Annotated in this window: 12 protein-coding genes and 1 tRNA gene; 8 read left to right on the top strand and 5 right to left on the bottom strand. The window is 67.0% G+C overall.

The annotated features are described in order from the left end of the window. Window positions 1–250: 250 nt before the first annotated feature. A tRNA-Gly gene (locus tag AC5P9P_RS08655) sits at window positions 251–324 on the bottom strand. 115 nt (window positions 325–439) lie between these two features. Beyond that, window positions 440–2,293, bottom strand: a complete 1,854-nt coding sequence (locus tag AC5P9P_RS08660; protein WP_049404364.1) for an autotransporter domain-containing esterase — start codon at window positions 2,291–2,293, stop codon at window positions 440–442. 206 nt (window positions 2,294–2,499) lie between these two features. On the opposite strand from AC5P9P_RS08660, the gene thiS reads away from it, so the two are divergent. The 4 genes from thiS (at window position 2,500) to AC5P9P_RS08680 (ending at window position 6,255) form a co-directional block, all read left to right on the top strand. Then, window positions 2,500–2,700 carry a sulfur carrier protein ThiS gene (gene thiS, locus AC5P9P_RS08665; RefSeq protein ID WP_005410812.1) on the top strand — a complete coding sequence of 67 codons (201 nt, stop codon included), beginning with the start codon at window positions 2,500–2,502 and terminating at the stop codon, window positions 2,698–2,700. A gap of 151 nt (window positions 2,701–2,851) precedes the next feature. Then, window positions 2,852–3,646: a thiazole synthase gene (locus AC5P9P_RS08670; RefSeq protein WP_005410813.1), complete on the top strand. Its 795-nt coding sequence runs from the start codon at window positions 2,852–2,854 to the stop codon at window positions 3,644–3,646. Beyond that, window positions 3,646–4,380, top strand: coding sequence for a tRNA (guanosine(46)-N7)-methyltransferase TrmB (trmB, locus tag AC5P9P_RS08675; RefSeq protein WP_322535014.1), 735 nt, complete (start codon window positions 3,646–3,648; stop codon window positions 4,378–4,380). Before AC5P9P_RS08670 ends, trmB begins: the two co-directional genes overlap by 1 nt. A gap of 27 nt (window positions 4,381–4,407) precedes the next feature. Continuing rightward, the gene (locus AC5P9P_RS08680) at window positions 4,408–6,255 is read left to right on the top strand and encodes an SLC13 family permease (protein ID WP_043034315.1); all 1,848 of its coding nucleotides are present in this window, start codon (window positions 4,408–4,410) and stop codon (window positions 6,253–6,255) included. Between the two features lie 309 nt (window positions 6,256–6,564). Here the strand turns inward: AC5P9P_RS08680 and AC5P9P_RS08685 are convergent, their stop codons facing one another. Next, complete coding sequence (locus AC5P9P_RS08685) at window positions 6,565–6,900, bottom strand: Rieske (2Fe-2S) protein (RefSeq protein WP_049452127.1); 336 nt, start codon at window positions 6,898–6,900, stop codon at window positions 6,565–6,567. A 178-nt stretch (window positions 6,901–7,078) separates the two neighbouring features. Here AC5P9P_RS08685 and AC5P9P_RS08690 point away from each other — a divergent pair, with 178 nt between their 5' ends. The 4 genes from AC5P9P_RS08690 to AC5P9P_RS08705 all read left to right on the top strand — a co-directional run bounded on the left by AC5P9P_RS08690 (window position 7,079) and on the right by AC5P9P_RS08705 (window position 10,257). After that, window positions 7,079–7,360: a hypothetical protein gene (locus AC5P9P_RS08690; protein WP_049452126.1), complete on the top strand. Its 282-nt coding sequence runs from the start codon at window positions 7,079–7,081 to the stop codon at window positions 7,358–7,360. A gap of 75 nt (window positions 7,361–7,435) precedes the next feature. Beyond that, a complete protein-coding gene (locus AC5P9P_RS08695; RefSeq protein WP_033834423.1) occupies window positions 7,436–8,152 on the top strand; it encodes a fumarylacetoacetate hydrolase family protein in 717 nt (238 codons plus the stop codon). 54 nt (window positions 8,153–8,206) lie between these two features. After that, on the top strand, window positions 8,207–8,611 hold the full coding sequence (gene mscL, locus AC5P9P_RS08700) for a large-conductance mechanosensitive channel protein MscL (RefSeq protein WP_164133193.1): 405 nt from the start codon (window positions 8,207–8,209) through the stop codon (window positions 8,609–8,611). Window positions 8,612–8,835: 224 nt separating this feature from the next. Next, complete coding sequence (locus AC5P9P_RS08705) at window positions 8,836–10,257, top strand: M28 family peptidase (RefSeq protein WP_495232691.1); 1,422 nt, start codon at window positions 8,836–8,838, stop codon at window positions 10,255–10,257. Between the two features lie 126 nt (window positions 10,258–10,383). Here the strand turns inward: AC5P9P_RS08705 and AC5P9P_RS08710 are convergent, their stop codons facing one another. Next, a complete protein-coding gene (locus tag AC5P9P_RS08710) occupies window positions 10,384–11,835 on the bottom strand; it encodes an alanine/glycine:cation symporter family protein (protein WP_495232692.1) in 1,452 nt (483 codons plus the stop codon). Window positions 11,836–11,845: 10 nt separating this feature from the next. After that, complete coding sequence (locus tag AC5P9P_RS08715) at window positions 11,846–12,832, bottom strand: hypothetical protein (protein ID WP_049404369.1); 987 nt, start codon at window positions 12,830–12,832, stop codon at window positions 11,846–11,848. Window positions 12,833–12,962: the final 130 nt, after the last annotated feature.

Raw genomic sequence — 12,962 nt, forward strand, 5'->3', positions numbered from 1 at the left:
TCCCAAGCCAAGCATCAACTGAACCCTGCAGCCTGACCAAGCCCGGAAGGCCACAGCGCTGGGGCAGGGGAATTCCTGTCCTGCAGGCTATGCGCAAGGATGCATTCGGACTCGACCGATCCGGCCAAGGGATGTTTGCGAAGCGACGTCCAGCCCTGGCATTCACCGGGCATCTCGACCGGGATCCATGCGCGGAAAAGCGGGGTTCGGATATCGCGGAGCGTCTGCCTGATACAGACCGCTGGAGACATGGAGCGGGCGATGGGAATCGAACCCACGTCAGTAGCTTGGGAAGCTACAGCTCTACCATTGAGCTACGCCCGCGTTGCGGTGGGAAGTCTATGCGCTGGGCCCCGTGTTGCGCAATGGTGCCCATCGCATCAGGCCGGGGGTCAAAGCCCTCTCGCTGCCGAGAGGGCCGACCCCGCCTGGTCTCTGCTTAGAAGCTGCCGCTGAAGTTGGCGAACAGCGTTGCGTCCTGGGCGCGCTTCTGCCCGGCCGAAGCGCTCAGGCCGAAGTTGCTCTGCAGCCCGAACAGTTCGGTGCGGGCGCCCAGCACGACGGTCGCGTAGTCCTTGTCGAACTTCAGGCCCGGCACACGGTAGCTGCCCAGTTCCGGCAAGGTCTGCAGCCACGCGCTGCCCTGCTTGGTGTCTTCGAACTCATGGTCGTAGGTCAGCTGCGCGTACGGCTTGAGGGTGCCGCCATCGAAGCGGGCCTGCCAACCGATGCGACCAACGGTCGAATCAACGTTCTGGCGGTCGTAGCCCAGCGCGGTGGCCAGGGTGCCGGCCGCAGCGCTTTCGGTGTAACCATCGATCTTCACCTTCTGCCAGATCACCGAAGCGATCGGGCCGTGGCGGAAGCCGCCTTCGGTGCCGAACTCGTAACCGGCGTTCAGGGCGGCGGTCAGGTTGCTGCCGTCCGGCGAACCACCGTGCTCGCGGGTGGCCGGGCCGAGCTGGACCTTGCGGTTCACGTCATACGACAGCCAGGTGTAGCTGACTTGGCCGTTCACCCAGATGCGATCGCCGTACCAGCCGGCGAACAGACCGGCGGTGGTGTCCTTCTGGGTGAAATCGCCACGGCTGTTGCCGAAGTCGGCGTTGAGGCGGCCGAAGCCGGCGAAGCCGCCGACCACCATGCCGTCGCGCGCCCAGTCGATGCCGAACAGGCCGGCCGGCGCCAGGCCGTCGTACAGATCCGCGTGGTCGTAGCGCTGCAGGTCACCGCGGACGCCGCCCCACCAGGACAGGCCGTCGGCCGGACGACCGCCCAGGTGCATGCTGACCTGATCGGCACGCGAACGACCGATGGTCTGTGCCGAGTGGCTCAGCACCTGCTGCAGGCGCGGGGCTTCCAGCACCGAGACCGCGTACTGGCCCAGCAGCTGGTGGCCCGCCGTGGTCGGATGCACGCCATCGGCGAACAGATAGGTATTGGCCGCATCCGGGCTGACGTAGCTGGTCGGGTTGCAGCCAATGATGCTTGCAGTGGCGTTGTTCGGATCGATCTTGCAGGCGGTGCTGGTGACGTTGGTGAAGCCGTACATCGCCGGGCTGGCGGTTACTTCACGCAGGATGCTGAAGGTATCAAGCGGGATGAACTCGATGCCGGCCTGCTTCAGGCCACCGTACAGGGCCTTGTTGTAGCCGGCCGACAGTGCGGTGGCGGCGGCGGCATTGGGACCACGGAACTGCGGAGTGATGCCCACGTCCGGCAGGTTCGGAACCAGCACGTACTGGGCGCCGGCCTGCTTCAGTGCCCCCACCAGTGCGATCTGGTCCGTGACCGCTGCGCCGATGATGCCCTGCACCTGGGCCTGGGACGCGCCGCCTGCCGCCGCACGGGTGGCCGCGAACAGATCATTGGCGCCTCCCCAGACGGTGTACAGCGCGTTACCGTCAGCCTTGCCGCCGTTGGCGGCAAGGTAACGGGCGGCCTGCGACTTCAGCGACGGAATGGCACCCAGGCCACCCGCTTCGTCGACCGATACGCGGGCGCCACCGACAGCATAGTTGTCACCCTTCTGGCCGTTGCCGTTGGCACCGCCGTTGAGGCCGTAGTAATTGGCGACCTGCTGCGACCACACCCAGCCCGGGTTGGTGGTGAACTGACCGGTGACCGGCTGCACGCCCGGATCAAGCAGCGGGCGGAAATAGCCGGCATCGGTCAGGCTGTCGCCGAAGAACACGGCCTTGGAATACGGGGATTCGCCTGCCATGGCCGGAAGCGCGGCCAGCGCGATCGCGGCCGCCATCAGGGTGCGGATCGGGCGTTTGCTGAGCAGCATGAAAAAACTCCTGTGGGGATATCGTTGAGGACCCGGCGGACGTACGCCGGCGCACGGTGAATGGTTTCACTGCGCCGCGTTTTGCTCACGCTGCGCCGCCGCATGGATTGTCGCCCGATCACCGGAAAACCTGCTGTGCCGGAGCTGGCGCCCCGCTCAATTTGCAAGTGTTCCGATCCCGGCGGGCTATCGGCGACAATGCACGGATGAACATCCAGCTCAATGGCGAACCCCGCGCCCTGCCCGCTTCGGCAACCCTCCACGACCTGCTCGAGGCCGAACAGTTGCTGCAGCGCCGGGTGGCGGTCGAGGTCAACGGCGAGATCGTCAGCCGCAGCCGCCACGGCGAGCACGTCCTGGCCGAAGGCGACGTGGTGGAGATCGTGCACGCGTTGGGCGGGGGCTGAGACCTCCGGGTGGTGCCGGCCGCTGGCCGGCAATCCGACGCTGTCAGGCACCCTGCATGTGCCGGCCAGCGGCCGGCACTACCCTCGCCCTCCTGCGGACAGCACCGCCTTGCGTGATCCCATCTTCAGGCGGATAGGCGATAATCGCGCCATGAACGTTCATGTCTCCCCCGATTCGCTGGTGATCGCCGGCAAGACCTATGGCTCGCGGCTGCTGACCGGCACCGGCAAGTTCAAGGATCTGGAAGAAACCCGCCTGGCCACCGAGGCCGCGGGCGCCCAGATCGTCACCGTGGCGATCCGCCGCACCAACATCGGGCAGAACCCGGGTGAGCCGAACCTGCTCGACGTGCTGCCGCCGGAGCGCTACACCATCCTGCCCAACACCGCCGGCTGCTACACCGCCGAAGACGCCGTGCGCACCTGCCGCCTGGCCCGTGAGCTGCTGGACGGCCATAACCTGACCAAGCTGGAAGTGCTGGGCGACCAGAAGTCGCTGTACCCGGACGTGGTGCAGACCCTCAAGGCTGCCGAGCAGCTGGTCAAGGACGGCTTCGAAGTGATGGTCTACACCTCCGACGATCCGATCCTGGCCAAGCGCCTGGAAGAGATCGGCTGCGCTGCGGTGATGCCGCTGGCCGCGCCGATCGGTTCGGGCCTGGGCATCCAGAACAAGTACAACCTGCTGCAGATCATCGAAGACGCCAAGGTGCCGATCATCGTTGACGCTGGCGTCGGTACCGCGTCGGATGCCGCGATTGCGATGGAGCTGGGCTGCGACGGCGTGCTGATGAACACGGCCATTGCCGGTGCGCGCCACCCGGTGCTGATGGCCAGTGCCATGCGCAAGGCGGTCGAGGCCGGCCGCGAGGCCTTCCTGGCCGGGCGCATCCCGCGCAAGCGCTACGCCAGCGCCTCCTCGCCGGTGGATGGGCTGATCGGCTGATGACCAATCCTTTCGACAGCGCCGGTTCCAAGGCTCCGCCCAAGCCCTTCACCGTAAGCGAGGGCCGCCGCGAAGTGCGCAGCTTCGTGTTGCGCCAAGGCCGCTTCACCCCCGCCCAGCAGCGCGCGTTCGACGAACGCTGGCCGCGCTTCGGCCTCGACTACACCGGCCAACCGCGTGACCTGGACGCCACCTTCGGCCGCCCGGCACACAAGGTGCTGGAAATCGGCTTCGGCAACGGTGCCGCGCTGCGCTTCGCCGCCCAGCACGACCCGTCGCGCGATTACATCGGCATCGAAGTGCACGCCCCGGGCGTGGGCCGGCTGCTGAACGCGCTGGCCGACGACAACGCCGACCACGTGCGCCTGTACCACCACGACGCGGTGGAAGTGCTGCAGAACGAGATCGCCGATGGCGCGCTCGATGAAGTGCGCATCTACTTCCCGGACCCGTGGCACAAGAAGCGCCACAACAAGCGCCGCCTGCTGCAGCCGGCGTTCGCCGAACTGCTGGTGCGCAAGCTGCGCCCGGGCGGCCGCCTGCACTGTGCCACCGACTGGGAGGACTACGCCGAGCAGATGTGGGACGTGCTCGATGTCACCGCCGGCCTGGTCAACCGTGCCGGCCCGCGTGGCAGCGTGCCGCGCCCGGACTGGCGCCCGCAGACCCACTTCGAGACCCGCGGCCAGAAACTCGGCCATGGCGTCTGGGACCTGCTGTACGACCGCACCTGACGATCGCCTGAGGACGCCGCGCCCCACATGGATACCGCGCTGACGCTGACCAACGACATGAAGCTCGTGCTCGGGCTGGTCGGCTTCACGATGGCGATGTTCCTGTTCGAGCGCATCCGCGCCGATGTGGTCGCGCTGGTGGTACTGGTGGTGCTCGGTGTCACCGGGCTGATCGCGCCGGAGGAAATCTTCGGCGGCTTCTCCGGTAACGCGGTGATGAGCATCATCGCCACCACCATCCTCGGTGCCGGCCTGGACCGCACCGGGGCGCTGAACCGGCTGGCCGCGTGGCTGCTACGACGCGGTCATGGCGTCGAGCAGCGGCTGCTGATGATGACCACGGCCATTGCCGGCCTGAACTCGTCCTTCATGCAGAACCCGTCGGTGATGGCGCTGTACCTGCCGGTGGCTTCGCGACTGGCAGCGCGCACCGGCCTGACCCTGCAGCGCCTGCTGCTGCCGATTTCGGCGGCGATCGTGATGGGCGGTGCGCTGACCATGGTCGGCAATTCACCGCTCATCCTGCTGAACGACCTGCTGGCCTCGGCCAACAACAACCTGCCCTCGGGCCTGGCCACCATCGAGCCGCTGCGCATGTTCGCGCCGCTGCCGATCGGCGTGGCGCTGCTGATCGCCTCGCTGCTGTATTTCCGCTACTACGGCGACCGCAAGCTGATCGAGGAAGAGAACCTGGCCAACGACGGGGTCACCCCGGCGCGCACCGAAAGCTACTTCGCCAAGACCTATGGCATTGAAGGCGATGTGTTCGAGCTGGTGGTCAGTGCCGAAAGCCCGCTGGTCGGCATGACCCTGGGCGAGGCGGAGAACCTGCACGATGCCCCGCTGCTGCTGGCCCTGAAGACCGGCAACGACACGCGCCTGGCGCCGCCGGCGGAGATGCGCATCTGGGTGGGCAGCGTGCTCGGCGCAATGGGTCCGCGCGAGCAGATCAACGACTTCGCGCAGAACCAGTTCCTGCGCATGTCTTCGCGCCTGAAGCACCTGGGTGACCTGTTCAACCCGAGCCGCGCCGGTATTTCCGAGGCGGTGGTGCCGCCGACCTCGAACGTGATCGGCAAGAGCGCGGCCGACCTGCGCCTGCGCAAGGAGCGCGGCATCAGCCTGCTGGCGATCAACCGCGACAAGCAGGTGATCCGCGAGGACGTGCGCGACGTGCAGTTGCGTGCAGGCGACATGCTGGTCTTCCACAGCATCTGGACCGACCTGGCACAGGCGGCCAAGAGCCGCGACTTCGTGGTGGTGACCGACTACCCGACCGGCGAACAACGCCCGCACAAGTTCAAGATCGCCATGGCGATCTTCGCGTTGACCATCCTGATCGCGCTGACCAGCAAGCTGCCGGTGGCGCTGACGCTGATGACCGGCGTGGCCGGCATGCTGCTGACCGGCGTGCTGCGCATGGACGAGGCCTATGCCTCGATCAACTGGAAAACGGTGTTCATGATGGCCGGGCTGATTCCGCTCGGCTGGGCGATGGACTCCAGTGGTGCGGCGGCGTGGGTGGCCGGCCATACCATCGACAAGCTGCCGACCGGCATCCCGGTGTGGGTGCTGGAGGTGGCGCTGGCGCTGCTGACCACGGCGTTCTCGCTGGTGATCAGCCACGTGGGCGCGACCATCGTGATGGTGCCGATCGCGGTGAACCTGGCACTGGCGGCGGGCGGCAACCCGACCGCGTTCGCGCTGATCGTGGCGCTGTCGGCGTCCAACAATCTGATGACGGCCTCCAACCCGGTGATCTCGATGATCACCGGCCCGGCCAACTACACCCCGCGCGAGATGTGGCGGGTCGGCGGCCCGCTGTCGCTGATCTACACCTGCGTGGTGGTGCTGATGATCAACCTGATGTTCTGAGGGGCTTGATCGGCAGGGCTGCGCCCTGCACCTGCAGAAGCCGAAGCAACAGCAACAGCAACAGCGGGCATTCCGTGGGATGGCGGGGCACTGTGGGTTTGCGGGGACGCCGTAAACCCATCCATGGGGGCTTGGTCGCGGCATCCATGCCGCTCACACCCCGCAAACCCACAGTGCCCCGCCTTCGACAGTTTCACGAGGCTGGTGGTGGGTGCCGACCGTTGGTCGGCACGGATCTCGCTCTGGTAGGTGTCGACCTTGGTCGACACGGCTTTTGTAGAGTCGAGCCGTGATCGACTGTTTCTGGCCTCAAGCCAGGTAAACCTGCCCGTCGCGCACGTCCACCGGCACCACGCGCAGGCGGTCGCCCTTGCAGGGGCCGGCGATGCAGTCGCCGCTGTCCAGCGCGAACGAGGCGCCATGCGCGGCGCAGACCAGGTGGCCTTCACGGCTCTTCAGGAACTGGCCCGGAGCCCAGTCCAGGCGGCGGCCGGCGTGCGGGCAGATGTTCAGGAACGCACGCACCTGCGCACCGTCGCGGTACAGCACCAGCGATTCGGCATCGCCATCAACCACCGCTTCGACCTCGGCAAACGCGCCATCGGCAATGGCATCAAGGGCGATCAGGGCGGCAGAGGCAGTCATGGCGAAGGCTCGGACAGTAAACCCGCATTGTCGCACGCCCACTCAGGTGACTGGCTGCGACATGAACACAAGTCATTGATCCGTAATAAGCACAGGCTATATTTAACGAGTTTTTCACTCAATGACAGTGGCGCGTCCCGATACTCTGGTTTCGCTGATCCCAGCCTATCGAGCCGCCATGTTCAATCGCGCATCCGCCTTCAACCAGTTCCGCACCCTGTTCGCGCCGCGCAAGCCGCGCCATCCGCTGGTGCGCGTTGCCGTGGGCCTGCTTGGCCTGGCGATCCTGGCCGCGATGGTGTTCATCGGCGTGTTCGTCGGTGCAGCGATGATCCTGGTCGGCCTGGCGTGGAAGCTGCTGGCCTCGCGCAAGCCGGGCGTTGCCCGTCCGGTCGATCCGACCGTGGTCGAAGGCGAGTACCGCGTGGTGCGCAAGCCGGTGCTGCCGGCCCCGCGCTGATGCGGGTCTTCCGCGCCCGCTGACGGCGGGCGCCATGCGTTCTAGACTGCGGGCACGCCCTTCCTGGATGCCCGCATGTCCGATGTCTCCGATGTGATCCCTGCCGTAGCCCTGCCGCGTGTACCGGTGGTGGGCGGTGGCAGTTTCCCCGTGCACCGCATCTACTGCGTCGGCCGCAACTTCGCCGACCACGCCCGCGAAATGGGCGCGGCGGTGCCGGCGGCCGATGACCGTGGCCGCCCGATGTTCTTCAGCAAGCCGGCCGATGCGATCGTGGTCGGCCATGACGACGCCATCCCCTACCCGCCGGCGACCGCCAACCTGCACCACGAAGTGGAGCTGGTGGTGGCGATCGGCCGTGATGCGCCCGCAGGCGAACTGGCCGTGGCCGATGCCGAAGCACTGGTCTACGGCTACGCCGTCGGCCTGGACCTGACCCGCCGCGACCTGCAGGCTGCGGCCAAGGAAAAGGGCCACCCGTGGGATGCCGCAAAGGGCTTCGACGCCTCCGCGCCGATCAGCGAGATCGTGCATGCCGCCGAAGTGGGCGATCTGGCCGCGTTGAATCTGTCATTGGAGGTCAACGGCGAGGTGCGCCAGCAAGCGCTGCTGGACCAGATGATCTGGAACGTGCCGGAGATCCTGCACGAGCTGTCCAAGCTGTGGCAGCTGCGTGCCGGCGACCTGGTGTTCATGGGCACCCCGTCAGGCGTGGCTGCACTGAAGCCCGGCGACCGCTTCAGCGCGCGCCTGGAAAACGTGGCCGAGCGCCACGGCGTGATCACCGGCTGACATTACCTGCGCTACCCTGCGCGCTGTCCACTTCCCCACCGGAGAAAAACAACAATGGGAATGCTCACCGAGTTCAAGGAATTCGCGATGCGCGGCAACGTCATCGACCTCGCCGTCGGCGTGGTGATCGGCGCGGCCTTCGGCAAGATCGTGACGGCGCTGGTCGAGAAGATCATCATGCCGCCGCTGGGCCTGCTGATCGGCAAGGTGGATTTCTCGCAGCTGGCGTGGACGCTGTCACCGGCCCGCATCGGGCCGGACAGCAAGGAGATTCCGGCCGTGGTGATCGGCTATGGTGACTTCATCAATACGCTGATCCAGTTCGTGATCGTGGCCTTCGCCATCTTCATCGTGGTCAAGGCGATCAACCGCCTGTCGCGCAAGCAGGAAGCGGCACCGGCCGCACCGGCCGAAGAAGTGGTGCTGCTGCGCGAGATCCGCGACAGCCTGAAGAAATAAGGCCGCAGAACGGTAGTGTCGGCCGCTGGCCGGCAATATCGGAACATGCGGAAGCCGGCCAGCGGCCGGCACTACCGCGACTGCGCGAAAGCCCCGCTCCGGCGGGGCTTTCGCTTTGCCGGACATGGCGGAAAACAGCGTTCGCGCCAGCCATGACCTCCCGCCCATGCGCCGGGCTGAACGACTGTTAAGCTCCAAGGCTTGGTCCCTTCCCGGAGCTGTCCATGCGTCGCCGCGTCCTTGCCATCGCATCCTCCCTCGCCCTGCTGGCCGCCCCGGCCTTCGCGGCGCCGCATACCACCACCCTGCCCCCGGCGTCGCTGGCCACCGCCGCACAGCTGCGTGACCAGGCGCTGGCCGATGACACCGGCTGGAAGGTGGTCGAATCGCTCACCACCGAAATCGGCCCGCGCATCGCCGGCAGCGAGGCCGACGCCCGCGCCGTGGCCTGGGCCGAAGCCAAGTTCAAGGCACTGGGCTTCGACAAGGTGTGGAAGGAACCGGTGACCTTCCCGAAATGGGAGCGCCGCAGTGAACACGCTGCCGTGACCGGCAGGAACCAGCAGCCGCTGCAGATCACTGCGCTGGGCGGCAGCCCGGGCGGCACGGTGGAAGCGGAGGTGGTGCGCTTCGCCGATCTGGCCGCCCTGCAGGCGGCACCGGCCGGTTCGCTGAAGGGCAAGATCGCCTTCGTCGATTACCAGATGCTGCCGTTCCGCGATGGCCGCGACTACGGCCGCGGCGGTGCAATCCGCAGCAAGGGACCGTCAGAAGCGATCCGCAAGGGCGCGGTGGGCTTCCTGATGCGCTCGGCCGGTACCGACTCCCACCGCGTGCCGCACACCGGCATCACCCGTTTCGATGATGGCCTGACCCCGGTGCCGTCGGCGGCACTGTCGGTGCCCGATGCCGACCAGCTGGCGCGCCTGCTGGCCCGTGGCAGCACCACGGTGAAGGTGGCGCTGGACTGCGGTTGGGATGGCACGGCCACTTCGTACAACGTGATCGGCGAGATCACCGGCCGCAGCCTGCCGAAGGAAATGGTGGTGATCGGCGGTCACCTGGATTCGTGGGACCTGGGCACCGGCGCGGTCGATGACGGCGCAGGCGTGGGCATCACCATGGCTGCCGGCCACCTGATCGGCCAGCTCAAGCAGGCACCGAAGCGCACCATCCGCGTGATCGCCTTCGCCAACGAGGAACAGGGCCTCTACGGCGGCAAGGCCTATGCCGAGGCACACGCCAAGGACGTGGCCCTGCACCAGCTGGCCGCCGAGAGCGACTTCGGCGCAGGCCGCATCTACGCCTTCAATACCGGTTCACCGAATCCGGAAGGCTCGCGTGAAGCGACGAAGCAGATTGCCGAAGTAATGAAGCCGCTGGGCATCGAGTACCAGGCCGACAAGGGTGGCCCGGGCCCGGACGTCGGCCCGCTGGCCGCCAAGGGCGGTGCGTGGGCGTGGCTGGCGCAGGACGGCTCGGACTACTTCCACCTGCACCACACCGCCGACGACACGCTGGACAAGATCGACCCGAAGGCACTGGCGCAGAACGTGGCCGCGTATACGGTGTTCGCGTACCTGGCGGCGGAAGCCGATGGTAGTTTCGGCAGCGAAGCCAAGGCGACCACGCCTCCGAACGAGTGATGCGCTGGCGCCGGGCCATGCCCGGCGAGTGCAGCGGGAAGAGCGGTGCGAACCGAGGTTCGCGCCCACCGGGCAATGGCGTGGGTCAGAGCCCTCGCCCTGGCGAGGGATCTGACCCCGATCCTGTCAGCCTTCCCACACGCTGGTGTTGCGCACGCCCAGCAGTTTCGGGTTGAACAGCGGATCCTTGCCGGCCTGGCGATGCTGCTCGTAGTCGCGCAGTGCGGCCAGGGCAGGCCTTTGCAGCAGCAGGATGGCGATGATGTTCAGCCAGCTCATCAGGCCAACGCCGATGTCGCCCAGCGACCAGGCCACTGTGGCACTGTTCACCGCCGAGTAGCCGGTCGCTGCCAGGAACAGCAGCTGGAAGACGCCCATCAGCCACGCCGCCGGCCGATCGCGGCACAGATAGCTGACGTTGGTCTCGGCCATGTAGTACAGCGCGAAGATGGTGGTGAACGCGAACGGCAGGATCGCCAGCGCCACGAACGAACGGCCGAAGCCCGGCAGCGCCGATTCCACTGCATGCTGCACGAAGCGTGGCCCGGCCTCGACGCCGGGCAGATTGCCCAGCAGCAGGCGCGCGTCATCGGGAATGCCGTTCACCGCGGGGTCGTAGACGTTGTACAGGCCGGTGGACAGGATCAGGAAGGCAGTCGCACTGCACACCACCATCGTGTCGATGTAGACCGAGAACGACTGCACCAGGCCCTGCTTGACCGGATGCAAGACTTCCGCGGCGGCGGCCGGGTGCGCCCCACTGCCCATGCCGGCCTCGTTGGACAGCACGCCGCGACGCACGCCCCACTGGATGGCAGTACCGATCATCGCGCCGAACGCTGCATCCACGCCGAATGCACTGCGCAGCACCAGCGTGATCACCTCCGGCAGCTTCTCCGCGTTGAGCACCATCACCAGCGCCGTGACCAGCAGGTAGGCCACGGCCATCAGCGGCACCACCCATTCGGCCACGCGCGCAATGCGCCGCACACCGCCGATGAGGATGGCGCCCAGCACCACCAGCAGAACCGCGGTGGTGGTCATCACCGGCACGTCCCAGGCTTCGTTCACCGCACTGGTGATCGCATTGGACTGGGTGCCGGCCAGCATCGCGCCCGCCAGCACCGTCACCAGTGCGAACAGCACGGCATACCAGCGTTGGCCGAGGCCTTTCTCGATGTAGTACGCCGGGCCGCCACGGTACTGCCCCTTGCCGTCGCGATCCTTGTAGATCTGCGCGAGCGTGGATTCGATGAATGCACTGGACGCACCGAGGAAGGCGACGATCCACATCCAGAAGATCGCGCCGGGGCCGCCGAAGGCGATGGCCATGGCGACGCCGGCGATGTTGCCGACGCCCACCCGGCTGGACAGCGAAAGGGACAACGCCTGGAACGGCGACACCCCGGCATCGGAGCGCTCATGGCGGAACATCAGGCGCAGCATGTCCGGCAATGCACGCAGCTGGATGAAGCGCGTGCGCACGCTGAAGTACAGGCCGGTGAGCAGGCACAGCACCACCAAGTAGGGGCTCCAGACGACGCCGAGGATCGTGTTGACGATGGATTCGATGTTCATCGGCGACCTCCTAGAAGAACATGCCCAGGGCAATCTGGGGGCTGACGATATGGCGGGTGTTGCGGCCCGCCACGCTGAATTCCACGCCGGCGATCAGGCCCAGCGTCGGGCTGAAGTGGTACTCCACGGCCGGCGCCAGGGTGATGCTGCGGCTGGCCGGGCGATGTTCTTCGACGCGCTCGACGTGGCCGCTGGCGTTGCGCGCGAAACCACTCAGGCGCTGGCCGGTCTCGCGGCTGGCGGCCACTTCCATCACGCCGACCCAGCGCGGATTGAAGCTGTACTCGGCCCCCACCGACAGGCCCAGCACCGAACCGCGGGAGATGTGTCCCTGGAAGCTGTCATCGGTGCCGTACACGCTGGCCCCGGAGATTGCCGTGCGCGACGGCGCCGGCCCCGCGCTGAGCTGGGCGCGCCAGCGCAGCGGGCGGTCGTTGCCCAGCCAGACCACCTGCTGCACGCCCACTGCGGCGGTGGTGCGCTGCACACCGTCGCCCTGCGCATCGAGCGGATTGCCGGTGACGCGGTCGTGGCTGCCGGTACTGAAGCGCTGCACCAGCGCGACCGAGATGGCCGGACGCGTGCCATCGGCATTGGGCGCCTGCAGCAGGTACTGCAGGCGCGCAGTGGTATCGCCGGCGCGGAAACCACTGCTGCGCGCGCTGCCCTGTTCGGCACGCGATGCACTGAGATTGACCTGGCCCATCACCCGGTCGCTGAAGCCGTAGATGATCGGCACCACCGTGGCCCACGCACCGCTGTGCTGCGCGCTGCCGCGGCGATGGCCGCCATCGTCATACTGATCGCGGCTGTCGACCCGCACCAGGTAGGGTTCGATGTACCAGTTGCCCTGCGGCAGGCCGGCCGGGTTGGGGGTGATCAGCGGACCGGTGAAGTTGACCCCGTCCAGGCTGCGTTCGCCGGCTGCGGCACGGCCGTTGGCAAGGACGCTGGTCAGGACCAGCAATGCGATGAGGATACAGCGTGGGTGATGCATGGCAGCCTCTTCTGGACACCGTGGGATGGAGTTCCACCCTGCGTTGCCGGAAGCGGCTGACCAATAAGGAAACTTTCAAAACGTCATGCGCGCTTGACGCAATGACGAACCCTGGAAGGGGTCAGAGCCC

This window comes from Stenotrophomonas sp. YJH_SMC_14-1, assembly GCF_059372275.1.